Genomic DNA, 25740 nt, shown 5'->3' with positions numbered 1-25740 from the left:
AAGCTACTTGACCAGTGCGCGCTTCAGGGTATCCAGGCCCACTGAACCGAGCTGCAATGCCGCGGTGTGGAAATCCTTGAGCGAGAAGTTCTCGCCCTGGGCCGCTCCGAGATCATCCCGTATCTGCTCCCAGAGTCGCTGGCCGATCTTGTAGGACGGGGCCTGGCCCGGCCAACCGAGGTAGCGGTTGTACTCGAAGTCCAGCTGCCCCTTGGACATGTCCAGATTCTTCTGGAGGAACTCGTAGCCGTTTTCGGCATTCCAGGTGCCGGAGCCCCACTGCGCGGGGACTTCCAAGCCCAAATGGACACCGATGTCGAAGACCACGCGAGCTGCGCGCAGGCGCTGCGCGTCAAGCATGCCCATGTAGTCGCCTGGGTCGTCGAGGTAGCCCAGCTGGTGCATGAGACGCTCGGAATACAGTGCCCAGCCTTCGCCGTGGCCGGAAACCCAGCACATCAATCGGCGCCAGCTGTTCAGCGTAGCTGCCTGCATCTGCGCGGTGCCAATCTGCAGGTGATGGCCCGGCACGCCTTCGTGGTACACGGTGGTCAGTTCGGCCCACGTGGTGAATTCATCTTCTCCCGGCGGAACCGACCACCACATCCGGCCCGGACGGCTGAAGTCTTCCGACGGCCCGGTGTAGTACACGCCGCCATCCTGGGTTGGGGCGATCATGCACTCGATGCGGTCCATGGGTGCCGGGATCTCGAAATGCGTGCCCGACAAATCGGCCATGGCCTGATCCGCCTTGCCCTGCATCCATTCGCGCAGGGCGTCGGTGCCTTTCAGTTTTCGTGCCGGATCCTCGTTGAGGATCTTCTTGGCTTCCTCAATCGTGGCGCCCGGCTTGATCTGCTCGGCGACGCGCTGCTGCTCGGCGATGATGGCATCGAGCTCGCCGACTCCCCAGGCGTAAGTCTCTTCCAGGTCCACTGTTGCGCCCAGGAAGCGGCGGGACATCAGCGAGTAGTACTCCCGGCCCACCGCGTCTTCGGCTGGTGCCTGCGGCAGGAGTTCATCTTGCAGGTAGGTGGTGAGCTTGCGGTAGGCCGTCTTTGCGGCGTCTGCACCGGCTTGAAGCTGTTCCTGCAATGCGGCATCCACCGTGGTGCCGGAGACGGCCAGCTGGTCGAAGAAGCCGCCGTCCTTGGCGTAGTCGGTGGTTTGCGTGATCACAATGGAGACCTGTCGCTGTGCGGCGACCAAGCCGTTCGAGGCGGAATCTCGCAGGGACGCAATGTAGCCGTCAATCGCGGCAGGGATGTTCGACATCCGCTGGGCGATGAAGGCATAATCCGCGGAGGTATCCTGCGGCATCAAATCGATGATCGAGCGGATTTCCTGGGCCGCGCTGGCAATATTGTTCAGTTCGGTGCGCCCGGTGAACAGGATTTCCAATTCCAGGCTCAACCGCTCGGTCATCGCATCGAGGGAGACCTCGTCAATGGCGTCGACCGGGATGGAGTTGGCCAATGCGCCCAAGGTCTCGCGCAGCAAGCTGATCATCTGGGTCGTGCCGGCAGGGGAATAGTCGCCGTAGGCGGTTTCGTAACCTGGCATGCCAAGGGAAACTCCCCACTCCGGGGTCAGTTCAAGGGATTTGGCGAAGAAATCTTCGGCGATCTGGTCGATGGCCGACGGATCGCGGTGCGGTGCGGGGGATGTCATGTAGCTAACAGTAGTTGATATGAAAGATTTGTTGAAGACTTTTCCGCGGGTTCATTCTCTATTACTTATCCCTCGCCCAAGCTGGCATTCAAAGGGTGAGGGCTGCATCGCTAGTGTTGCCAGCGATGGATGTGTGTGCAACACCTTGGAAAGCAGTGATCCGCGGTAAGCCATGAACGGCCTTCCGGATTGTGTTGCGTTGCCGAACCGCCTAGTCAGCCTGCATGGGGAGAACTCTCCATGGCGATGGTTTTGTCAGTTCGTTAGAATTGGAGGGCGCCGAATCTGATTTTGGGGAATAAGGCCGGATTCCAGCGCGCACTCGTACCAGCAAAACAAGGACTGACCTCTAGATGGCAAAAGCCGCTTCGACCGGATGGACCGGACTGCTCAAAAGCACCGGCTTCAAGGTGACTGCTATTCCAGTGGTGGCGGCGCTTGCCGTAACCGGTGCCATTATCTATCCGGGCTTCGAAACCGCTGACGTGGAACTGAACGACGGCGGCGTCTGGGTGGTGAATCAGTCCGAAGGCAAAATCGGGCATGTCAACTACCAGTCGCGCACCATTGACGGCGGCGTCGCCACCCCTCTGGCCAACTACGACCTGGTCCAGCATGAGGAAAGCGTGCTGGTGCGCAACATTGAACAGGCATCATTGACCACCATCGACCCCGCGATGGTGCAATTCGCCGGCGACAACAACCTGCCTGCCAACTCGTCCTTCTCTTTCGGCGCCTCAGTTGTCGCAGTTACCGACGCAGAACACGGTACCGTCCATGCCAGCAATCTCGAGCAGATCGCGGAATTCAAAGGCGAAGGCGCCGAACCGCTGATCGAGTCCAAGGGCGAAGTCGCCGCCGTGGTTGGCGCCGATGACACCATCTGGGCCGCAGACATTGGCGCCGGAACCCTGTCCAGCTTCACCCTGGACGACGAGGGAACAGCCGAGCTCGGCGAGGAAATCGAAATTCCCGAACTGGCCGAAATGAAGAAGCCGCAGCTCTCGGCCGTGGGCAAGGTCGGCGTGGTCTTCGATGATGCCAGCGGCCAGCTGGTCACCTCCGAAGGCGGATCCGCGGTACTGGAGAACCCGGCCAACGCCAAAATCCAGTCCCCGGGTCCGGAAGCCGAGACCATTGCCGTCGCGCTGGACCAGTCGCTGGCCACGGTGAGCTTGTCCGGCAAGGACACCAACTACGAGCAGCTGGAAACCGCCGGCACTCCAATCCAGCCGGTACGCGTGGGATCCTGCACCTACGCGGCCTGGCAGACCAGCGGCGAGTACCTTCGCTTCTGCGACAACCCGGCCGATAACCAGAACACCAAAATCCCGGAAATGGCCGAGGGCGCTGAACTGGCATTCCGCGTCAACCGCGACGTGGTCGTGTTGAACGATGTGCATTCGGGACAGGTCTGGCTGGCCAATGAAGGCATGGAAATCGTCAGCAACTGGAGCGATCTGGAACCGCCTGCCGGCGAGGGCGAGGCCAAGGAAGAAGAAACCAAGGAAATCACCGACGCCATCGAGCTGCCCAACCGCACCGAAGAAAACAAGAAGCCGATTGCCGAAGACGACACCTATTCGGTGCGCCCCGGCCGCACCACCTTGCTCCCGGTGCTCTACAACGACGTGGACCCGGACGGCGACTTGCTGACTGCCAACCTGGAGGGCGCTGCGCCTTCGATCGGAGCTGTGCAGCCGGTCCATGACGGCACCGGATTCCAGATTGTGGTTCCCGAGGACGCCAAGGGCGGGGCGAGCTTCGCCTACACCACCAAGGACGGACGCGGGGGACAGGACACCGCTCGGGTCAAGCTGAACGTGGTGGATGAAGACACCAACAAGGCCCCGGAACAGCAGCGCACCACCGTGCTGCGCGTGCAGCAGGGCGAATCGGTCAGCCACAACGTGCTCACCGACTGGACCGACGCGGAAGGCGATGACCTGCGCCTGCTCGGCGGCACCTCCGAGGGTGATGACGTCATCCGGGTCCAGCCCGATGGCACCCTGACCTTCCAGGACGACGGGAAGAAGCTGGGCCAGAAGGAATTGGCCATCCAGGTCTCCGACGGCCAGGAAGGCACCAAGGGCCGGGTGCTGATCGAGGTCCTGGCCGACTCCGTGGTCAAGCCGGTGACCGCCACCGACCACGTGGTGGCCACCATCAATGAATCCGCCAGCTTCACCCCGCTGGAGAATGACACGGACCCCACCGGAGAAGGACTGCGCCTGGCCGGCGTGGACGATGTGCCCGGACTGGAACTGAAGACCAATGCGCAGACCGGAACCGTGACCGCCCGCGCCGAACGCGCCGGTACCTACTACGTCGAATACATGGCCACCAACGGCCCGGCCAGCGCCCCCGGCCTGGCCCGCATCGACATCAAGAAGCCGGAGGAAAAGGCCGAGGACCCGATCGCTGTCCGCGATGTAGCCCTACTGCCTGCCGGCCAGGATGTGCTGGTCAACGTGCTGGGCAACGACACCGACCCGGCCGGCGGCGTGCTGGTGGTCACCGGCGTGCAGACCGCCAGCGACAAGCCATTCTCCACCTCGGTGGAACGCAATACGTTCGTGCGCATCACCGACGTGCGCGGCCTGACCGACCCCACCACCATCAGCTACACCGTCTCCAACGGCTCCCGCGAAGCGACCGGCTCCATCCGGGTGATCCCGATTCCGGCCCCGCCGCGCATGGATCCGCCGCAGGCCAACCCCGACACCGTCACCGTCCGCGAAAACGACGTGGCCACCGTCAAGGTCCTGGAAAACGACATCCACCCCAACGGCGGAGAGCTGATCCTGCGCCCGGACCTGGAAGAAGCCGATGACCTGGGCGAGGGATCCTTGATCTCGGTCGCCGATGAGACGATCCGCTTCCGTGCCGGCGACTTCGGCGGCAAGGCCAAGCAGGTATCCGCGGTCTACACCGTGGCCGGACCCGACGGTCAGGAAACCAGCGCCAGCGTCACCTTCAACGTGCTGCCCGAAGCGGAAGCCAACGACCTGGAGAAGAACAGCCCGCCGAACCCTGAACCGGTCACCGGGCGCGTGTTCGCCGGATCCAGCACCAACGTGCTGGTCCCGATTGACGCCATCGACCCCGATGGCGACTCGGTGTCCCTCGTGCAATTCGGCGATTCGCCGCGCATGGGCACCGCGAAGATCCGCGGGGCCTCCATCGACTACACGGCTAACACCGATGCCTCGGGCACCGACGAATTCAGCTACGTGGTGGAAGACCGCCTGGGTGCCCGCGCCACCGGCACGATCAAGATCGGCGTGGCGCCGCTGGCCGAATCCAATAATTCCCCGGTAGCGGTCAACGATTTCCTCACCGTGCGCCCGGACCGCCCGGTCGCCGTGGACGTGATGGACAACGACACCGACCCAGATGGCGACCCGATCGCCCTGATGAGCGAAGTCTCCACCGAATCCAGCACGGAGGTGGAAGTAATTGACGGCCGCGTCACCCTGACCTCGCCCCCGGAAGACGGCAACGTGTCGATCCGCTACATGATTTCCGATGGCCGCGGCGGCACCGCGGCGGGCACGCTGAGCGTCAAGTCCGATCCCGAGGCGCAGCTGCTCGCCCCGATTGCCCGCGACGACCGGGTGTCGCTGGAGGAAGTCATTGCCGATGAGCAGGTGACCGTCGATATCCTGCGCAATGATGAGGACCCCGACGGCAGCTCCAGCGAGCTGGAGATCAGCCTGCCGGATAGCCCGGCTACCGCACAGGTGACCGAGGACGGCCTGGTCGTCACCGCCACCGAAGAGGCGCAGATCATTGCCTACACCCTGACCGACCCGGACGAACTGACCTCAACTGCTTTCGTCCACGTGCCGGGCAGCGCCGGAGCCCGGCCGATCCTGCGCAGCGGGCTGAACCTGCAGGTCCAGGCGGGAGAAGTCCTGCCGCTGAACTTGGAAGACCTGGTCCTCGTGCGCGATGGCCGCACCCCGCGCCTGACCACCGAGGAATCGGTGACCTCGATGCCGCAGAACGACGGCGAACTGGTCAAGTCCGCCACCGAGCTGTCCTTCCGCGCCCCGGTGGACTTCGACGGCTCGGCGACCGTCAGCTTCGAAGTCACCGACGGCACCGGCCCTGACGATGAAAAGGGGCTGAAGTCCAAGCTGACCCTGCCGATCAACGTCACCCCGGCGCCGCGCCAGAACGATTCCGAGGAACGCCAGAACCAGAACGAGGAAGGCCAGCCGGAAGAAGACGAGCCCGAAGAAAAAGAGGAAGAGGAACAGCCCGACGAGGAGAACTTCGCACCGACCCTGCAGGCCAATGCCCTAGCGGTGGGCCAGGGCGAGGAGCCTGCCTTCCTGGACCTGCGCATGGCCGCCGGCGATGCCAATGAAGAGGACGTCCCGAACCTGAAGTTCGCCATTGCCTCGGTGGACATCCAGGGCGTGAGGGCCGAACTGGTCGAGGGGCACAACCTGAAGGTCAGCGCCGAAGCATCGACCCCGAAGGGCACCACCGGCAGCGTGACCGTCACGGTCAGCGACGGCGTCAACCCGCCGGTCCCGGCCGCCATGGCCATCACCGTCACCGGCTCGGTGCGCGAGCTGCCGGTAGCCGTGGCCGACAACGTCCCGGATGCCGCCCAGGGCAAGACCGAAGTGGTCGATGTGCTGGCCAATGACCACAACCCGTACGCGGATGAAGGTCCGCTGCGCCTGATCAACGCCCGCGCCCTGGAAGACACCGGGACGGTGGAAAAGCGCGGCGACCAGGTGGCAATTACCCCGAAGGACGACTTCGTGGGCACCATGCGGGTGGAATACACCATTGGCGATGTCACCGAAGACGTGGCACGCAACGTCATCGGTACCGTGACGCTGAACGTCAAGGGCGCCCCTGAAGCCCCGGGACTGCCGCGCGTCCAGTCCACCGGCGACCAGAAGGTCGTGCTGCAGTGGGATCCACCGGCAAATAACGGCTCGGACATCACCGGCTACACCGTGCGCGGCGGCGGGCACACCCAGAAGTGCGCCACCACCACTTGCACGATCACCCCGCTGGCCAACGACACCGTGTACAACTTCACCGTCACCGCCACCAACGAGATCGGCGAATCCCCGGCCTCGGCGCAATCTGCCGACGCCCGTCCGGACGTGGAACCCGAGCAGCCGGCCGCTCCCACCGGCACCGATGGCGACCAGCAGGCCGCCTTCAAGTGGACCGCCCCGGTCAGCCGCGGTTCGGCCATCCAGAGCTACACACTGGAGATTTCCCCGGCACCGGCCAACGGCGTCACCCAGGTCACCGGCATCACCGGCACCTCCTACACCTGGAAGGGCCTGAAGAACGGCACCGACTACCAGGTGCGCGTGCGCGCGGTGAACAAGGCCTCCAAGCCATCGGCGTTCAGCGCCTACTCGGCAGCGGTCACCCCGGCGGGCAAGCCGTTCAAGCCAGCGGCGCCTACCGCGGCCCGCAAGGACTCCGCGGTGGATGGCGGCGTGGTCAACGTGGCATGGAACGCTCCGGGCACCAACGGCGCGCCGATCACCGGCTACACCCTGCGCGTCTTCAAGTCCGGCACCCTGGAGAAGACCATCGGCTCGATTCCCGCCAACCAGACCAGCCAGTCGGTCACCGGCCTGAGCACCTCCGGTTCCTACACCTTCACCATTGCCGCGACCAACCGCAAGGGCAGCTCGGAACAGAGCTCCAAGTCGGTGGCGGTGACCCCGTATGGACGGCCCAAGGCCGTATCCAGCGTGAGTGCCAAGGCCACCGGAGCCAACCGCATGGTGCGGCTGGACTTCCAGGCCCCTGCCGCGAACGGATCGAAGATCACCGGATACCAGTACTCCACCGACGGCGGAGGCTGGCAGTCCTTCGGCGGACCGGGCTCGGTGATCGACACCGGTTCCAACGGCACCGCGCACACCTGGCGCGTGCGCGCCTTGAACGCCGCCGGCGCCGGTACCGCCAGCCCGGCCAGCAACAAGACCAGCGCCTACGGTCCGCTGCGCGACAACGCGAAGATTTCCGCGTCGCACGGCAACGACTGGATCTCCTTCAGCTGGAATGCGGCTGCCGGGGAATCCAACGGGCGCAAGGTCACCCAGACGGTGAAGATCGGCGGCAATGACACCCAGAACGACGGCTCGCAGAAGGTCAACGGCCTGGGCTACTCCACCAGCCGCACCATCAAGATCGTGGCAACGGATACCGAAGGCCAAACCAAATCCTGGTCCAAGACGGAGACGACCAACCCGAAGCCAGCGCGATCGGTGAAGCTGTCCGAGGGGCCGATGTACAACGGCTACGCGAATTCGACCTGCCCGCCGAACTGCTACAAGTACCACGTGGAGCTCTACAATTTCGCCCCGGGAACCCACACCTACTTGGCCCAGTGCTACCACTCCGGCGGGATGTTCTCGGATAACTACGTGACCTTCAACGTCGACGGCAATGGCCGGGCCTCGAAGGACCTGCCATGCGTGATCGAACCGGGATACTCCCAGCCGTACTTCGCGAGAATCGACGGCACCGAATCCGACCACGTTAATTTCAGATAAGCGCGGCATCGGCCGGGCATCAAGACATACAGAAAGAACAAACACTGCCATGACCATGAGCACCGAGCAGGCCAACTGGTTCTGCGATACCTTCGCCAAATTGGTGTCCAACGTCGGCCAGTCCGTGCTGGGCAAGGAGCAGACCATCAAGCTGGTGCTCACCGCCATGCTCAGCGAAGGGCATGTGCTGCTGGAGGACGCACCGGGCACCGGCAAGACCATGCTGGCCCGTTCGCTGGCCGCCACCGTGCGCGGCAGCAACTCGCGCATCCAGTTCACCCCGGACCTGCTGCCCTCGGACGTCACCGGCATCACCATCTACGACCAGCGCAGCGGCCAATTCGACTTCCACCACGGGCCGATCTTCGCCAACCTCGTGCTGGCCGACGAGATCAACCGCGCCTCGCCCAAGACCCAGTCGGCGCTGCTGGAAGTCATGGAAGAAGGCCGGGTGACTGTCGATGGCACCACCTACCCGCAGGCCCGCCCGTTCATGGTGATCGCCACCCAGAACCCGATCGAGCAGGCTGGTACCTACCGGCTGCCGGAAGCGCAGCTGGACCGCTTCCTGATCAAGACCTCCATCGGCTATCCAGACCGTGAAGCCACCGTGGCGCTGCTTTCGGGCAGTACCCAGCGTGACCGCTCGGCCGCGCTGAATGCCATCATCACCACCGAGGCAGTGGTGGAAATGGCCGAGCTGGCAACCACCGTGCACGTGGACACCGCCGTGCTGGAATACGTCGCAGCCCTGTGCGAAGCGACCCGCGAAGTCCCGGAAACACGTTTGGGAGTCTCGGTCCGTGGTGCCCTGGCGATGGTGCGCGCGGCCAAGGTTTGGGCTGCCAGCCAGGGCCGCAATTACGTGCTGCCAGATGACATCAAGGAATTGGCGCCGTATATCTTCACCCATCGCCTGGTACTGGACCCTGAAGCGGAATTCACCGGCACCACCTCCGCGCAGGTCATCACCTCGGTGCTGCGCAAGGTCCCAGCCCCAACCCGCCGTGGCAACGAAGACTCCGCTCCGGCCGCCGGCAAGGACCAGGACGAGCATTAATGAGCCGACGAGCTAAGCGTTCTGCACGGAGCACCAAGCTGAATCGCAGGGCCGAAAAGTCGCTGACCATGGCCAGCGAAGCAATGCAGGTGCTGCGCGAATACCTGCGCCCTGCAGCAGCGCGGGTCAAAGAATTCAGTGCCTGTTTCCTCGCACCGATCACCACGGTCATCTCCCCCCTGGGCTTCGTGCTGCTGGGTACAGCGATTCTCCTGTGGATTCTTGGCGCCAGTTTCGGCTGGCAGGAGGCCCTGCTGGGTGCCTTCATGGCCACCTTGCTGTTGCTGGCTTCCGTCGGATTCATCCTGGGACGCAATGATTTCAGTGTTGACCTGGACCTGCACCGCACCCGTGTGGCTGTGGGGGACCGCGCCGTTGGCGCCCTGCAGGTGACCAACAAAGCCTCGCGCAGTGCAGCGCCGGTGATGATGGAACTACCAGTAGGCCATGGTGCCGCCCAGTTCCGGATCCCGCGCCTGGAGCCGCAAGGAACGCACGAAGACCTGTTCACCATCCCAACCCAGCGCCGCCAGGTGCTGGATGTGGGCCCGGTCCGCTCGGTCCGCCAGGACCCCTTCGCAATTCTCCGCCGGCAGGTGAAATGGACCGAGCGCTACGAGCTGTTCATCCATCCGCGCACCACCGCGCTGGATGGTTCCTCTGCTGGTTTCATCCGCGACCTCGAAGGCATGCCCACTTCCGACCTCTCGAACTCCGATGTGTCCTTTCACGCACTGCGCGAATACCAGTCCGGAGACGACCGCCGCCATATCCACTGGAAGTCGACGGCGCGTACCGGTGAACTAATGGTCCGCCAGTTCGAAGAGACCCGGCGTTCGCACCTGGCACTGAGCCTGAGCACCAATCTGGACGAGTACAGCGAGGCGCACGCCGAGGAAGATTTCGAACTTGCCATTTCGGTCGCTGCCTCCATTGGGCAGCAGGCCGTGGCGGAACAGCGCAAGCTGGCTATCTTGACCCAGCAAGGTCCGGTGCGCACCGACAGCGGCCGCATGATGATGGACGGGCTGACCCGCATCGAAGCAGCCGCCGGCCAGCGCGAAAACCTGGTGGAGGTGGTTCGCCACACCGCCGATACCGTGCCCGGCGCTTCGGTGATTTTCTTCCTCACCGGCACCAAGACCAGCGCCAAGTCGCTGCGTGAAGCGTGGATGCATGTGCCTGCCGGCGTGCGCGCCATCGCTATCCGGTGCGAGACGGGCATTGAACCGACGCGTTCGAACATTGGCGAGCTGACGGTACTGAGCCTGGGCAAGCTGGAAGAACTCGGCTTGATGCTGCGAAAGGCCGTGGGATGAAACAGACTTTGCCCCTATGGCGCTTCGGCGTTGACGCGGCCTGCCTGGGGTTGGCCTTGGTCCTTGGCGCGCTGGGCCTTTTGGAAGCCTACGGCGCGAGCCTGAACTTCATCCTCGCAGCCGTTGGCGGAATTATTGCCGGCCTTGCCTTGGCCTGGGCCAATGTGCACTTCAAGCTGGGCACCTGGCGAACCATGGGCCTGTTCGCATTGCTGTACCTCTTGCTTGGCACGCCGTTGGCGACTCCACGCGAGGCTGCCTTCGGAATCTTGCCCACCGGGCAATCCCTGCGTACCTTGCTGACCGGTTTGGTCTTCAGCTGGAAAGACATGCTCACCGTGGCGCCACCGGTAGGTTCCTACGGGGGCGTACTGATCGTGGCCTTCCTTTCCGCGCTGCTCACCGCACTGCTGGCCGGCTTGGCCGCCTGGCATTTGCGCTCGCCGTACTGGACCTTGCTGCCGCTGCTGGCCATGTTCGTGCTGGGCATTGTTTTCGGCACCCGCGACGTGCCGATGCCTATCGCCCGTGGCGTCGCCTTTATTGCGGTGCTGGTCGGTTGGCTGGCCTGGCGACGCTTTATCGATACGCGCATTTCCGGCGGATTCAGCTCGGTGAACCACGAGCAGCTTGATTCCCATGGCGGACAGCAGATGTTGCTGCGCCGCATCATCGCCGGAGCCCTGGTGCTGGCCGGAGCCGGCGCAGCGACCGCGGCGGCCACTCCGCTGCTGGCCCCCGAAACCCCGCGCCAGGTGTTGCGCGATGCATTGGAACCACCGGTGGATCTCTACGATTATCCAAGCCCGCTGACGCGTTTCCGCAAATACGTGAAAACCATGGCTGACGACACGCTGCTGACCGTCAAGGGCCTGCCCAAGGACGAGCGCATTCGCCTGGCCGCATTGGATTCATACAACGGCATGGTCATCAATGTGGATCCTTCCGCTGGTGGCAGTTTTGCCCCGGTGGGTGATGCCAGTGATATTCGTTCTGCCGAGACGGTGGAAGGCCGCGAAGCGGCTGAACTTGAAATCTCAATCCAGGACTATGAAGGCGTGTGGGTTCCGTCCGGCGGCAAGCTCATGGGCTTGGACCTGACCGGTGGGCGTGAAGATGAACTGGCCCGTTCCCTGTTCTACAGCGATACCTCTGAAAGTGCCCTGAGCTCCATTGGCCTAGCGAAGGGCGATTCCTACACGGCTAGGGTGCTCTTCCCCGCCAAGCCAAGCGATGACCAGCTCAATGAACTGGACTTGGCGCAGTTCCGCATGCCAGAGCTGGCCAACGTGCCAGCCACGGCGGGAGCCAAAGCGGCCGAATTCACCGGTTCGGCACGCGGGGACCTGCAGCGCGTGCGGAGCATTGAAGCAATGCTCTCCGGAACCGGATTCTTCTCGAACGGCACCGAGGGCCAGGTTCCCTCGCTCTCCGGGCACGGAGCGGGGCGTATCACCAGCCTGCTCGATGCCGAACAGATGATTGGCGATGACGAGCAGTATGCTGTCGCGATGGCGCTGATGGCTCGCGAGCAGGGGATTCCTGCGCGCGTGGTCATGGGTTTCTACCCCGAGGAATACGCGCCGGGGAAGGCCGTTGAGATCAAGGGGTCCGATGTTCATGCCTGGGTGGAGATCGCCTTTGAAGAAGTAGGCTGGGTTGCTTTCAACCCGACCCCGAATGAAGACGAGCAGCCCACTCCTCCGGAACAGGAACCCAAGGCTGTGCCGCAGCCGCAGGTGCTGCAACCACCACCACCGGCGCAGGAAGAAGCGGACTTGCCTCCGCAAACTGCACCGGAGCCGCAGGAAGTCGAGGAGGAACCGAAAACCTTCTGGGAACTCTGGGGCAAGGCCATCATTGTCGCCGGTATTTCGCTGGGTTCGGTGCTGCTTCTGCTTTCGCCGCTTTTGCTGGTTGCCTTGCTGAAGCTGCGCCGCCGGGAGAAGCGTTCGAAGACCGGCAGCACCGGGGATCGCATGAGCGGCGGCTGGCAGGAATTGCTCAGCCATGCCACTGATCACCGAATCGCTACGGCCAACGGTGCGACCCGGCGAGAAAGTGCTACCGTGCTGGCTGAAGGATTCCCAGCGCTGTCCAGCCCGGTGCAGTCCCTGGCACAGCGTGCGGATGCGGCGAACTTCTCGCATGAAGAACCGACCGAAGAACAAGTGCGGAAGTACTGGGAGGATGTCATTGCGCATACCCAGAAAATGCAGGAACCGCTAGGATTCTTCGGCAAGATGCGCGTGAAATACTCTCCACGCTCTCTGATACACGAATTGGCAGCTAAAACAGTCAAGACGGCACGAACATTGCAACGGAAAAACGGGAGCAAGCCATGGCGGTAAAGATGGACCTGGTAGATGCCAGAACTACGCAGCGACTGCTCTCGTGGCTCGTCGACTTCCTGCCAGTACTGGTCCTCTCGGTTATTTTCCTGCCGATGATCGCATCCAAGATGGTGACCTCGCTGAATGCTCCGCAGATCATGGGCGAGATCGCCGGAACGTACATCCTGTACAGCGTCCTCACTCTGGCCTGCACGGTTTTCTTGTGGTGGTGGGAAGCTACTGCAGGAAAGACCCTTGGCAATGTGCTCCTTGGGTTGCGCACCACTACTGTTTCAGGTGAGCGCCCGGGCTGGGGCAAAACCATTATTCGCCGCTTGCTGATAGCCGTCGCAGGTATCGTTCCGATCCTAGGATCGGTGCTGATGGTGATCTCCAATCAATTCGACGCGAATGGCAAGAAGCAGGGATGGCACGACAAAGCGGCCGGTACGCTGGTACTCGATATCAAAGCTGGACGGGATCCGCTGACTACCGGAGGTACCGGGGGACCAGGGTCTTTCGCGCCTCAGCAGCAGTATGCTCCGGGCCGTCGCTTCGTGGGCGAGCCAGAAGAAGTGCCCGGCAAGTCCTCGGGAGTCATTGATTCGGTGCCAGGTGCCGTGCGCACCAATGCGCCTGAGGCGCAGAAAGCGGCTCGCCCCCGTCCTGCGGCGCAGCCTAAGCCGGAGGCGAAGATCGTTGAGGTCCCGTCGTCCAAGGCCGATGCGGATCCGGATGCAGATCTTGGGCATACACAGATTCGTTCGCAATCGCCTGATGCCTTGCATCTGCTCTTTGACGATAGCCGGTGCCTTGACCTTGCCGGCAGCATCTTGATCGGACGCAACCCTTCCTACGCAGATGGCGATGTAGGTGTTCACCTGGTTGCGGTGGATGATCCGGAACGCACGGTCTCCAAAACGCATCTGCTGATCCAGCCAGGAGTAGGCAGCGTCTGGGTGACCGACCGTGATTCGGGAAACGGCTCGTGCATTGTCGACGAGGACGGGAACGTGCGCGAACTTGTTCCGGGCAAGCCGGAGCAGGCAATGATTGGCCATACCGTGTACTTTGGCGTCCGCTATTTCCGGGTGGAACGTCCGTGACAGATCTCAACCCTGGGGCAAGCCTCAGATTCAGCCACGGCCAGGCAACTGACCGTGGACTGCGCCGCGCCCTGAACGAGGACAGCTTGCTGGCCTCGGAACGGCTGCTGGCCATTGCCGATGGCATGGGAGGGCATGAAGCCGGTGAAATAGCCAGCGCCCTGTGCCTCAAGATCCTGGGCGATGGATTCATGGATGCCGGCGCGCAGCTGGATCCGGAGACTTTGGATACCCTGCTGGTCGAAGCTGATCGCAGCATCGTGGAGGCGGTCTCGGGTCGAGCCGGCACCACCCTGGCCGGGGCCGTGCTGATTGATGCAGGCGCCGCCAGCGGGCGGGCGGAAGAACCCCAGCTGCTGGTGTTCAATGTCGGCGATTCGCGCACCTACTTGTGGACCCAGGGAGTGCTGCAACAGGTCAGCGTAGATCACTCCGAGGTGCAGGAATTGATGGATATCGGAGAGCTGGACGCCGAGCAGGCAGCCACCTATCCACGCCGGCATGTGATCACGCGCGCATTGGGGATCAACGCCAATAGCCAACCGGATTACTGGCTGGTGCCGCTGGCAGGGCAGGAGCGCATTCTGGTCTGTTCAGATGGGCTGAGCAGCGAAGTCGGCGATGCCGCAATCCAGGAAATCCTTGCGCGGTTCCCGGATCCGCAGCAGGCGTCCGAAGAACTGGTCCAAGCTGCCCTGGATGCCGGGGGACGCGATAATATCAGCGTGATCGTTGCCGATGTGGAGCATGGGCACCCCGATGATGTTGGCATTACTATTCCGCGCATATCGACTACGAGCCACCAAGAGGAGAAATCATGAACAGCCTGCGTTACCTTCCCGGAGACTGGTACGCCCTGGTCAATGGCCAGCACATTGTCCTCCTTCCTGCCAGCGCCAGTGCAGAACAGGTCAATGGCTTGTGGGCAAAGCTCGCTGGCAAGTCCACGGTGGAGGCACTGCTCTCGGAGCTGCTGCCGATGTACCAGATGAACATTGCCGAACTGCCGAACTTCGCTTTGATTGCCCGTGGCAGCGCACCGCATCTGATCCTGCGCGGTGCCCCGGAATTCATCGCCCGGACGGCAGCCGGCGAGGAGAAGGTGAGCGGCGCAGGAATCGCGACCTGGGCCGAACGCAAGCTGGGGGAGTCGAAGTCGTGGACCTTGAACACCGGTTCGACGGAAGCTGCAGCCACGTTCGCGCTGCCAATTGGCGAAGGCATCGTACGGGTATCGCACCTGGAATGGGCCGCAGGAGAGGACTCCGACGCTGCGGAAAAGACCCCTGCCGTGGCCAAAACCCCGGCACCAGCTGATGCCAAGCCTGCCGCTGCTCCGGCGAAGGCTCCGGCTCCCGCTGTGGCTAAGCCCGCTGCAGCATCCGATGCTGCAAAACCTGCGGTAGCTCAGGCAAAGACTCCTGCACCTGCCGAAGCCAAGCCGACTGCGGCAAAGACCCCTGCGCCTGCCGCTGCTAAGCCTGCTGCGGCGCCGGCAAAGGACCCGGTACCGGCTGCGGCTAAGCCTGCCTCTGCTCCGTCTACGGCTGCTCCTGCGTCTGATGCGGCCAAACCAGCTGCGGCGCCAGCGAAGAATCCTGCGCCAGCTGTTGCTAAGCCGGCTGCGGCGCCAGCAAAAGATCCTGCACCGGCTGCGGCCAAGCCAGTCTCTGCTCCGGCTAAGGATGCTTCTGCATCTGATACGGCCAAACCAGCTGCTGCAACGAGCGGTGCACCAGCCAAGGAAGCTGCAGATCCGAAGGGCCCAGCTGATGTGCTGGCACGGGCAGCCGACGCTGCCAAGGCGGCCGATGAGGCCAAGTCAGCGAAGGCATCGGCAAAGGATGCCGAGGATGACGGGACCTTTGACTCAGAAGCAACCCAGGATCCAGCGCAGTACGAGCAGGAAGTTTTCTCGGAGGAACTATCGCTTGCTGGGCAGCTGCTCGGAGCCAGAGGCGCGGCAGAGACCGTTTACGATACCGGCCAGGGCGATGACCAGGACACGATTATCAAGCCCCGCCCGGCAGGTCCTGCCATTGCGGCGCCGCTCACCGAACCAGTTGACGACGAGCACACGATCATCCGCGGCTCCAGTATTCCGAAATCCAGGCCTTCATCAGGGCTGGACGCCAAGGACGGTACCGAAAACTCGGTGTCCCTGAATGAATTCATCTTGGCCCGCTCTTGCTCCAAGCGGCACGCCAATCCGCCAACTGCCTCGACGTGCAGGGAATGCGGCGAGCGATTGACTGCCCAGGCGCAGCAAGTTCGCAAGCCTGCCATGGGACGCATGATTGTCAGCGACCACGGCGGTACCCGCGAATACGCCCACGAGCTGAACCGCTCGGTGGTTCTCGGACGCCAACCAAGCGCGGCGGCCGTCAAATCCGACACCGAACCCCGCCTGCTGAAGGTGGACAGCCCTAGTGGCGACATCTCCCGCTCGCACCTGCACGTGCATGTGGAGGGGTGGCATGTGCAACTGGTTGACCTGGGTGCGACCAACGGCACCGTGCTGCTGCGCGAAGGGCAGCGGCCACGGCGCCTGTCCCGTCATCAGGAGATCATGCTGATCAACGGCGATGTCGCTGATTTGGGCGACGGCGTGAGCATCCGCTTCGAGGATCTGCCGTGAGCCCACGGCGCGCGCCCGCTCCGGCACCGGAAATACCCGGCTTCGTCTACGTCAAGCCCCTAGGTACCGGCGGCTTCTCCGATGTCTATCTCTACGAACAGCAGCGGCCCAACCGCATGGTGGCGGTCAAGGTGCTGCTGGCAGATGTCAGTGACCAAGAAGCCCGCCAACGCTTCGAAGCTGAGGCCAACTTGATGGCCCAGTTGTCCACCCATCCTTATATCGTCACGATCTACCAAGCGGAGATCACCGAGGACGGTCGTTCCTATCTGGCCATGGAGTATTGCTCCCGGCCTTCGTTGGATGCCCGTTACCGTCGCGGCGTCTTGAGCATTGATGAAACGCTGACCTTGGCCATCCAATTGTGCTCAGCTGTTCATACGGCGCACCTTGCGGGCATTGTGCATCGGGACATCAAGCCGGGTAACGTGCTGACCACCGACTACAACAGGCCGGCGCTGACCGACTTCGGCATCTCGGGCACTATCGGATCGCATACCGCAGGCCTGTCGGTGCCATGGTCAGCCCCGGAAGCGTTCAGTGGCGATACGCCTCCGGGCGTGCGCATGGATGTGTATTCGCTCGGTGCCACGATCTATACGATTCTGGCAGGGCATTCGCCGTTCGTCCGCCCCGGACAGGACAATGCGCAGGCAGTGCTCATCGAGCGGATCTGCAATTCTCCGTTGAAGCCGTTGGAACGGCTTGACGTTCCCGAGTCGCTGAACCAGGCGTTGTCGGTAGCCATGGCGAAGAACCCGGCTTCGCGATTCGGCTCGGCCGCCGAATTCGCCCGCTCACTGCAACGAATCCAGATTGAGTTGGGCTTCTCGGTCACCCCTTTTGAGGTCATTGAAGAACCTGCCGAAGCGGTTGAGGACGAGGGCGGTGAAAGCACTCGCGTTCGCAATGTCATTTCGATCAGCGACGTGCAGCGTCCGCTGCCTTCTGCACCGATGATTTCTTCCGTTCCCGGGCAGCAGCCACAACGGCCAGGACGCTCAATTCCGATACCTCGCCTGCACATGCCAAAGGAACCTGCGCCGGCTCCGGGCCAGGAAGATGAAGTGCAAGATGAAGCGGGAACGCCGTCGGCGAAGCCGGCAGAGCCGAAGCAGCGCCAAGGCCTGCCGAAGGTATTCATTGCTGTGGGCATTGTGCTGTTCCTCTTGGTAGGTGGCGCTTTCATTGCCAACATGTTCGTGCCGGAGCAGGATGCTGCGCAGCGTTCCGGTCCGCCCATTACGCCCACGGACGGTCCCAAGGACGCATTGGTTGGCGGCAACGTGCCGATGGTGGATAATTTCGAGTACTCCACGGTGGGAGAAACGGTAACTTTCCGCTGGTCCAACCCGGAACCGAATAAGGATGACCATTACCGTTGGGCTCCCATTACCGCAACGGAAACGGGAGAATTCAAGCAGACGACGTCTCCCAGCGCGACTACCGGCATCGGCGAAGGCGGGCAAACCTGCATCGAGGTCAAGCTCGTGCGCGATGATGGACGTATCTCGGATGGAGCACGGTTCTGCACCGGCGCAGGTTCAGCAAAGTAGGCATAAGCGATGAGCGAAGTAACTATCGAGTACTGCGGGCAGTACTTTCCTGTCCAGGAAGACAAGCCCTTTACCATCGGACGTGAAGGCGACCTCGCCATCGACGACAATCCGTATCTGCACCGGCACTTCTTGACAATTAGCAAGCACAGCGGGCTCTGGTGGCTCAACAACGTGGGCAGCCGGCTGACCGCGACAATTGCTGATCGAACGGGCGGCCTGCAAGCGTGGCTATCGCCAGAATCGAGCCTGCCGCTGGTGCTCAATCGGGTGGGCGTGGTGTTCACTGCCGGTCCCACCACCTATGAGCTGTCGGTTCATGTCGCGCAGCCGGCATTCCGGCAGGACTACATGGAATACGATGCTTGCGGCGAAACCACCATTGGCCCGGTGCTGCTGACCAGCTCCCAGCGGGCTTTGGTCGTGGTCTTGGCTGAACCGATGCTGCGCCGCGAAGGCACCGGGCTGAGTTCGATCCCCACCAGCGCGGCGGCCGCCGCACGGCTCGGGTGGGGCATCACGAAGTTCAATCGCAAACTCGATAACGTGTGCGACAAATTGGACAAGGCCGGCGTTGCCGGACTGCGCGGGGGACCAGGAAAACTGGCTACCAACCGACGGGCCCGATTGGTGGAGCACGCGGTGAGTTCGCATTTGGTCACCCGTGCCGATCTGGCCATTTTGGATTCCGAAGTACCCGACGAAGACTAGGTTCCCGCCGGGTACAGCAAAGGCCAATGGCCTGGAAATTCCCTGCGGAATTGTCCAGGCCATTGGCCTTGGGAGACCTTGGCGCGGCCGGCTAGCGCCGGCCGATAGTCCAGCCCAGACGCGGGGTCAGAGCCCTGCGACGGCGAATCCGATCCACGCGCTTCTTGGGCTCTGCGGCCTGCGGTGCAGGCGCGGGTGCGTTGCCCATGGCAGCGAGCAATGCGGTGACTACCGCCAATTCCTCGTCACTCGGGTTTCCCTTGGTGACGCGGATCTGCGGGGCAACAGGCAAGGGGCTGTTCTGGTCCATCGGCGTGCTCCTTTGTGGTTCTGGTGGGTACTGGTCGGGCAGGATCTGCCGCTTACAGCGGGATGTTGCCGTGCTTCTTCGGAGGCAGGATCGCATGCTTCTCGCGCAGCGCGCGCAGACCGCGAACCAGCTGGAAGCGGGTTTCGCTCGGTGCGATGACCGCATCCACGTACCCCAGCTCAGCTGCCTGATAAGGGTTGAGCAGTTCGGCCTCGTAGTCGTCGATGATCTGCTTGCGGCGTGCCTCGACGTCTCCGCCTTCGGCTTCCACTGCGGCCAGATCGCGGCGGTAGAGGATATTTACCGCACCCTGGGCGCCCATCACGCCGATCTGCGCGGTAGGCCAAGCCAGGTTGAGATCCGCGCCCAGCTTCTTCGAGCCCATCACGATGTACGCGCCGCCATAGGCCTTGCGGGTGATCACGGTCAGCTTCGGCACGGTGGCCTCGGCGTAGGCGTAGAGCAGCTTTGCACCACGGCGGATGATGCCCTGGAACTCCTGGTCCTTGCCCGGTAGGAAGCCCGGCACGTCCACGAAGGTGAGGATCGGGATGTTGAAGGCGTCGCAGTTGCGCACGAAGCGGGCGGCCTTTTCCGAAGCCGCGATGTCCAATGTGCCGGCGAACTGCATTGGCTGGTTGGCCACGATGCCCACGGTACGTCCTTCGACACGGGCATAGCCGATCATGACGTTGGGTGCATACAGGGACTGCATCTCGAAGAAGTGCGCGTCATCCACAATGGATTCGATAATGGTGCGCATGTCATAAGGCTGGTTGGCCGAATCCGGGATCAGCGTATCGAGTTCCAGATCATCTGCGGTGATCTCCAGCTCTTCATCGAACTCAGCGATCAGCGGATCGGCGAGGTTCGAGGAAGGCAGGAAGTCCAGCAAGTCCTTGCAGAAATCGATGGCGTCTTCTTCATCGGAAGCCAGGTAGGTAGCGGTACCGGTGTTGGCGTTGTGCTGGCGCGCGCCGCCCAAGGTTTCCATGTCGATTTCTTCGCCGGTGACGGTCTTGATGACGTCCGGTCCGGTGATGAACATGTGGCTGGTCTTGTCCACCATGATCACGTAATCGGTCAGTGCAGGGGAGTACGCCGCACCGCCGGCCGAAGGGCCCATGATCAGCGAGATCTGCGGGACTACACCGGAGGCGTGCACGTTGTTCCGGAAGATATCGGCGAACATGGCAAGCGAAGCCACGCCCTCCTGGATGCGGGCGCCGCCGCCATCCAAGATGCCGACTACCGGGCAGCCGTTGCGCAGCGCGAATTCCTGGACCTTGACGATTTTCTCGCCGTTGACCTGGGACAGGGAGCCGCCGTAGACGGTGAAGTCCTGCGAGTAGACGGCCACCAGGCGGCCATCGACGGTGCCGTAGCCGGAGACCAGGCCGTCGCCCAGCGGCTTCTTCTTCTCCATGCCGAAAGCGGTGGAGCGGTGGACTGCGAGGGCATCGAACTCGACGAAGGAGTCCTCGTCCATGAGCATTTCAATGCGTTCGCGGGCAGTGTGCTTGCCGCGGGAGTGCTGCTTTTCAATCGCTGCTTCGCCACTTGGTGCTTCGGAGAGCTTCTGGCGGCGGCGGAACTCAGCAAGCTTTCCGGCGGTGGTGGACAGGTTGATTGACTCGGCTGCCTCGGTTCTGCCCTGCGTCATGCCTTCGACTCCCTCGAGTTGTCTTCAATGTGTAGGAATGGCACAAGAAAAATGCCATCTAAGCCAGTCTAGCTGGGCAAACAGCTCCAATGTTTGTAGGAACCTTACAAAATGGCCCAGAATCTGGTGCGAGGCACGCCAGAATAAGTTACTGAACGGTAGCTTAGTGGCGGATCATCGCGTAATCTATATCACATGACTAGTGAATCGCGTACTCATATCGCACCTGAACCTGGAAACCTTAAAGGCCGCACTATTTTGATGAGCGGCGGCAGCCGCGGCATCGGCTTGGCCATTGCCCTTGCTGCTGCCAAGCAGGGCGCCAATCTGGTGTTGCTCTCCAAGACCGATACACCTCATCCGACTTTGGAAGGGACCATCCACACCGCTGTGGAGCAGATCAACGCCGCTGGCGGCAAAGGGCTGGCCGTAGTTGGAGACGTTCGCGAGGACGCAGACGTGCAGCGCGCGGTTCAAGAAGCGGTAGTGAAATTCGGTGGCATCGATATCGTCGTCAACAATGCCTCGGCCATCAATCTGGCCAAGACCGACCAGGTAGACATGAAACGTTATGACCTGATGCAGGACATCAATGTCCGAGGTACGTTCCTGCTGTCCAAGACGGCACTGCCATACCTGCGTGCCTCTGCGCACGCCCATATCCTCACGCTCTCGCCTCCCTTGAACCTCGATCCAAAATGGGCCGGGCAGCACCTTGCCTACACCATGGCCAAGTACGGCATGTCGCTGACTACCCTCGGCCTGGCTGAAGAACTGAAAGACGAGGGCGTTGGCGTGAATTCGCTCTGGCCAGAAACCCTGATTGATACCGCCGCCATCCGAAACCTGCCCGGCGGGCAGCAGATGGTCCAGGGAGCCCGCGACGCCTCGGTGGTCGCAGATGCTGCCATGGCCATTCTTGCAAGCCCGCCAGCAGGCGTCAGCGGCAACTTCTTCACCGACGGCCAGGTGCTTACCCTGGCCGGTGAAACGAACCTGGAAAAGTACACCCTGAATCCAGAAGTCCCACTGGTCCAGGACATCTTCCTCTAAGTCGGAAGCCAGATCCGCCACGCGTAATATACGGTCGGTGCCATAGGGTTGGAAGCATGGAAAACCCGCATGGCACCGACCGCGCAGTGATCGATTCCCAACTTTTCAGCAAGCTCACCGCTGAGTTGGGATTGGGATTGGTGTCGCTGAAGAAAACTTCCGGCTCCACCAACACCGAGCTGGCGCACCTGGCCAGCACCGGAGAAGCTGGGCACCTGAGCGTGTACTTCACCGAGCACCAGCAAGCGGGCAAAGGCCGGTTGGGTCGAGAATGGGTGACTCCGGAGGGATCCTCGCTCACCCTCAGCGTCCTCGTCGCGCCCGGGGCGGGTTTCCCTGCCCAATCCTTGTCCTGGTACACCATGCTGGCAGCACTCGCATGGAGCCGGGCCGCTGAAAATATCGCCGGCGTTAAGCTGGGCATCAAGTGGCCCAATGATCTGTTGGCCGGTGAGCAGAAAGTCTGCGGCATCCTGGCCCAGATGGTTCCCACCGGAGATAGCTACGCAGTAGTGGTGGGCACCGGCGTAAATGTGAACCAAGAGCGAAACGAGCTTCCGGTCCCTACCGCAACCTCTTTGCGCCTGGCCGGCGCGCAGGACCTCAACCGGACCGTGCTGCTTGCTGAGTATTTGAAGCAATTTGCCGCCTTGGATCAGAGTTTCCGCCAAGTTGCGGGCGTTGCACAGATGCCGTTGCCGGGAAATGACGGCAAATCCTTGCTTGAGCTCGTAAGTGAAAAACTGGTCACACTGGGGCATGAAGTACGCGTGGAATTCCCTGATGGTTCCACGCTCGTTGGCAACGCGGTGCAATTGGGTTCCGATGGCTCGTTGGTTTTGGAGTACGGTGCCGGAGAGCGAAAGCACGTGCTGGCCGGAGATGTGCACCATGTACGGCGCGCCGACGGAAAGTATGCCTAAGCGGTCTTGGGCATTGACCCGGGACTATTATTGAAAATGCTGACCGAAGCATGGAGCCTAGAACAGGAGGGGCGAGGGACACCGCGATGAAGTTGCCGTTGCATGAGAGGGAACGAGTGATTATCAAAACTCGCGAACATTCCCGAGTGTTGCGGCAGCCTGTGGGCGCATTCCTCTTCCTGACCGCCCTGTGCGCTTTCTGCCTGGGATATCTTTCGCGTGATGATCTCTCCGAATGGCTAGCAGCCAATGCTGATGTGTGGATGATCGTTTCAGTAGTCCTATGGGCCGCACTGGTGCTCATTTGGAGTGTCATTCCGTGGGCGCGGTGGTTGCGCAGCCAAATTGTGCTGACCACCGAACGAATCATGTTTCGACCCACGTACAACGATGGCAAGCTGCAATCTGTAGGATTATTTACAGTTCGAGACTTGGTTGCACATACCAAGACGAAAAACGCGATGACGCGTGCAGGAACCTTGGACATTGTGCTCAATCAGGGATACGTGAGATTGGCACATGTTCCATCGGTACCGTATTTCCGTTCGCTGGCAATGAATGCGATGACGAACTTGCGCAGCAACCAGCATGTGGCGTACACCGAAACGACGAACAGTGAGGGCATGGGGGCATGAGCACCGAGCACACCAATACACCCCGAGCAGACTCTCCGCAGTCAGCCGCGGAGGCTGTCCGTGGCGCCAGGCAGCACCCTCCCGTAGCGACCCCTGCCGAATCGGACCCTATTCTGGAACTGGCCCAGGCCATGGAAGGCCCGCTGCGCATTCCCGCTCACACACCAGATGCCGTGCGCGATACCGTCGCTTCGCTGGAACGGCGACTGATCGGTGGCCAACGCGAATTCCGCCGTCGCGAGGTAGCCTCCGAAGCCGGAGTCTCCTTGCACTCGGCACGCAAGCTGTGGCGCGCCATCGGCTTCCCGGAGCTGAGCGACGATGAAGTGTTCTTCACCCAGGCAGACAAGGAAGCGCTGGGAACCATGGTGGGCATGGTCCGTGAGGGCAAGCTGACCGAGGAAACCGCGATCTCCCTGATGCGTTCGGTCGGCCAGATGACTGACCGCATGGTGGTCTGGCAGATTGAAGCCCTGGTCGAGGACATGATCGCCAACCAGAACATGTCAGACCGGCAAGCACGCCGCCAGCTGTTCAGCTTGCTTCCAGAAATCATTCCAGCCATTGAAGACCTGTTGCTCTACTCGTGGCGACGTCAGCTGAACTCTGCAGTGCACCGCATGGCCTTGCGCGTGGAAACAGGTGTGGCCGCCTACCAGCAGGACAGTGGCGAATCAGATGGCGGCACCCCGCTGCCATTGGCCCGTGCAGTGGGCTTTGCTGATTTGGTCTCCTACACCTCGCTTTCGCGCCGGATGAACGAACGCACCCTGGCCCAGCTGGTGCAGCGCTTTGAGGCCAAGTGCGCAGAAATCATCTCGGTTGGCGGTGGACGGCTGGTCAAGACCATCGGCGATGAAGTGCTCTATGTGGCAGAAACTCCGCAGGCCGGTGCCCAGATTGCGTTATCGCTCTCGCGCGAACTGGCAAAGGATGAACTGTTCCCGCAGACTCGCGGCGCCGTGGTCTGGGGACGTCTGCTTTCCCGTCTTGGCGACATCTACGGCCCAACGGTGAATATGGCCGCTCGCCTGACATCCTTGGCAGAACCGGGTAGTGTGCTTACCGATGCGATTACCGCAAATACCCTGCGCAATGATGCACGCTTTGTGCTCACCGCCCAGGAAATTACCGCGGTACGCGGCTTTGGAGACATTCAACCCTATGAACTCTCCGCAGGTGAAGGAGAAGGGTTGGTGATCGACTAGTGAGCAAAGAACCAGCGCCGGTTCCATTCATTCTGGCCGCGGCAGGACTCACGGATGTGGGCCGGAAGCGAACAGAAAACCAGGACCGAATCCTGATGCATGACATCGTGTACGCGGTGGCTGACGGCATGGGCGGACACGAAGCCGGTGAAGTGGCCAGCCAGCTCGCAGTTGAAACCATGCAGGAGATCTGCGTTTTCGCCAATAAGACCTCGGTGCGGAAACTACCCACCGTGCCAGACGTCCAGCGCCAGGTGCAGCTGGCCGATGACCGAATCCGCGAAGCCCTTGAATCCCGGGGTGGAACCACCCTGTGCGCCCTGGTGCAGATCAAAACCCCAGGCAAGGGCCGTGACAGCGTCACAGCTCCCTTGGCCGCGGTACCGCCATGGACCTCAAGCTTCGCGATGACTCAGAACACCGATGTCATTTCCAAGATCACTCCGCAAATGCTGGAGCACCACCGTGCCAATCTGGCCCCGGCTACCGAGCCGATCACGGTGGTCACCGAAGAAATCCCGAGCTTGCTTCTGGTCAATGTGGGTGACTCGCGCGGATACCGCCTGCGTGATGGCGCACTGCAGCAGCTGACTCGGGACCACTCCGCCGTGCAGGAAATGGTTGACGCCGGACAGATCACCGAGTTGGAAGCCCGCAACCATCCGCATCGGAACCTGATTACCCGCGCACTTGGCGCAGGTGCTGAAAGCCAGCCCGATGTCACCGTCCTGCATCCACGCATTGGCGACCGCTACATGCTGTGCAGCGACGGATTATCTGGCGAGCTGACCGAAGATATTCTGCAGACCTTGCTGGTGAACTACAAGGACCGCGCTGACGCGGCCCGGGTTTTGACCGGGGCAGCACTGGAAGCAGGCGGCCGCGACAATATTGCGGTGATCGTCATCGACGTGCTGGCAACGCCGAGCGTGGAAACTGACGCACCGGAGAACTAGTAGTGCAAGCCAGCTAATCAGTGCTTCGGTGGGGCACAATTGAATAC

General features: G+C 62.1%; 17 protein-coding genes. 14 read left to right on the top strand and 3 right to left on the bottom strand.

The window, feature by feature from the left end:
- Positions 1–3: 3 nt before the first annotated feature.
- Positions 4–1671: a DUF885 domain-containing protein gene (locus AB4Y71_RS06820; RefSeq protein WP_441719007.1), complete on the bottom strand. Its 1668-nt coding sequence runs from the start codon at positions 1669–1671 to the stop codon at positions 4–6.
- A 353-nt stretch (positions 1672–2024) separates the two neighbouring features.
- On the opposite strand from AB4Y71_RS06820, the gene AB4Y71_RS06815 reads away from it, so the two are divergent.
- The 9 genes from AB4Y71_RS06815 to AB4Y71_RS06775 are packed head-to-tail and all read left to right on the top strand — an operon-like array spanning position 2025 to position 18945.
- On the top strand, positions 2025–8222 hold the full coding sequence (locus AB4Y71_RS06815; protein ID WP_441719004.1) for an Ig-like domain-containing protein: 6198 nt from the start codon (positions 2025–2027) through the stop codon (positions 8220–8222).
- A 49-nt stretch (positions 8223–8271) separates the two neighbouring features.
- Positions 8272–9282 (top strand): AAA family ATPase, encoded by a 1011-nt coding sequence (locus tag AB4Y71_RS06810; protein ID WP_441719001.1) that lies wholly within the window; start codon positions 8272–8274, stop codon positions 9280–9282.
- Positions 9282–10601: a DUF58 domain-containing protein gene (locus AB4Y71_RS06805; protein ID WP_441718998.1), complete on the top strand. Its 1320-nt coding sequence runs from the start codon at positions 9282–9284 to the stop codon at positions 10599–10601. The genes AB4Y71_RS06810 and AB4Y71_RS06805 overlap by 1 nt, the downstream gene beginning before the upstream one ends.
- Positions 10598–12952: a DUF4129 domain-containing transglutaminase family protein gene (locus tag AB4Y71_RS06800; RefSeq protein ID WP_441718995.1), complete on the top strand. Its 2355-nt coding sequence runs from the start codon at positions 10598–10600 to the stop codon at positions 12950–12952. Before AB4Y71_RS06805 ends, AB4Y71_RS06800 begins: the two co-directional genes overlap by 4 nt.
- Entirely contained in the window at positions 12943–14040 is a 1098-nt protein-coding gene (locus AB4Y71_RS06795; protein ID WP_441718993.1) for an RDD family protein, read from the top strand. Before AB4Y71_RS06800 ends, AB4Y71_RS06795 begins: the two co-directional genes overlap by 10 nt.
- Positions 14037–14861, top strand: a complete 825-nt coding sequence (locus tag AB4Y71_RS06790) for a PP2C family protein-serine/threonine phosphatase (RefSeq protein ID WP_441718990.1) — start codon at positions 14037–14039, stop codon at positions 14859–14861. Before AB4Y71_RS06795 ends, AB4Y71_RS06790 begins: the two co-directional genes overlap by 4 nt.
- Entirely contained in the window at positions 14858–16678 is a 1821-nt protein-coding gene (locus tag AB4Y71_RS06785; protein ID WP_441718988.1) for an FHA domain-containing protein, read from the top strand. Before AB4Y71_RS06790 ends, AB4Y71_RS06785 begins: the two co-directional genes overlap by 4 nt.
- Positions 16675–18234, top strand: a complete 1560-nt coding sequence (locus AB4Y71_RS06780; RefSeq protein WP_441718984.1) for a protein kinase domain-containing protein — start codon at positions 16675–16677, stop codon at positions 18232–18234. The genes AB4Y71_RS06785 and AB4Y71_RS06780 overlap by 4 nt, the downstream gene beginning before the upstream one ends.
- A 9-nt stretch (positions 18235–18243) precedes the next feature.
- Positions 18244–18945, top strand: a complete 702-nt coding sequence (locus AB4Y71_RS06775) for a hypothetical protein (protein WP_441718981.1) — start codon at positions 18244–18246, stop codon at positions 18943–18945.
- A gap of 91 nt (positions 18946–19036) precedes the next feature.
- Here the strand turns inward: AB4Y71_RS06775 and AB4Y71_RS06770 are convergent, their stop codons facing one another.
- Together AB4Y71_RS06770 and AB4Y71_RS06765 are read right to left on the bottom strand one after the other, a co-directional pair.
- Positions 19037–19255 carry an acyl-CoA carboxylase subunit epsilon gene (locus AB4Y71_RS06770; protein ID WP_441718979.1) on the bottom strand — a complete coding sequence of 73 codons (219 nt, stop codon included), beginning with the start codon at positions 19253–19255 and terminating at the stop codon, positions 19037–19039.
- Between the two features lie 52 nt (positions 19256–19307).
- Positions 19308–20918 carry an acyl-CoA carboxylase subunit beta gene (locus AB4Y71_RS06765; RefSeq protein ID WP_441718976.1) on the bottom strand — a complete coding sequence of 537 codons (1611 nt, stop codon included), beginning with the start codon at positions 20916–20918 and terminating at the stop codon, positions 19308–19310.
- 195 nt (positions 20919–21113) lie between these two features.
- On the opposite strand from AB4Y71_RS06765, the gene AB4Y71_RS06760 reads away from it, so the two are divergent.
- The 5 genes from AB4Y71_RS06760 (at position 21114) to AB4Y71_RS06740 (ending at position 25693) form a co-directional block, all read left to right on the top strand.
- Positions 21114–21971, top strand: a complete 858-nt coding sequence (locus tag AB4Y71_RS06760) for an SDR family oxidoreductase (protein ID WP_102598196.1) — start codon at positions 21114–21116, stop codon at positions 21969–21971.
- 56 nt (positions 21972–22027) lie between these two features.
- Positions 22028–22894 carry a biotin--[acetyl-CoA-carboxylase] ligase gene (locus AB4Y71_RS06755; RefSeq protein WP_441674205.1) on the top strand — a complete coding sequence of 289 codons (867 nt, stop codon included), beginning with the start codon at positions 22028–22030 and terminating at the stop codon, positions 22892–22894.
- 86 nt (positions 22895–22980) lie between these two features.
- Positions 22981–23529: a hypothetical protein gene (locus tag AB4Y71_RS06750; protein ID WP_441718974.1), complete on the top strand. Its 549-nt coding sequence runs from the start codon at positions 22981–22983 to the stop codon at positions 23527–23529.
- The gene (locus AB4Y71_RS06745) at positions 23526–24737 is read left to right on the top strand and encodes an adenylate/guanylate cyclase domain-containing protein (protein ID WP_102598193.1); all 1212 of its coding nucleotides are present in this window, start codon (positions 23526–23528) and stop codon (positions 24735–24737) included. The genes AB4Y71_RS06750 and AB4Y71_RS06745 overlap by 4 nt, the downstream gene beginning before the upstream one ends.
- A complete protein-coding gene (locus AB4Y71_RS06740; protein ID WP_441685681.1) occupies positions 24737–25693 on the top strand; it encodes a PP2C family protein-serine/threonine phosphatase in 957 nt (318 codons plus the stop codon). The genes AB4Y71_RS06745 and AB4Y71_RS06740 overlap by 1 nt, the downstream gene beginning before the upstream one ends.
- The last annotated feature ends 47 nt before the right edge of the window (positions 25694–25740 follow it).

The organism is Glutamicibacter sp. MCAF14, assembly GCF_052114325.1.
GTDB classification, from domain to species: Bacteria; Actinomycetota; Actinomycetes; order Actinomycetales; family Micrococcaceae; genus Glutamicibacter; species Glutamicibacter arilaitensis.
This window is presented reverse-complemented; position numbering and strand designations above follow the sequence as displayed.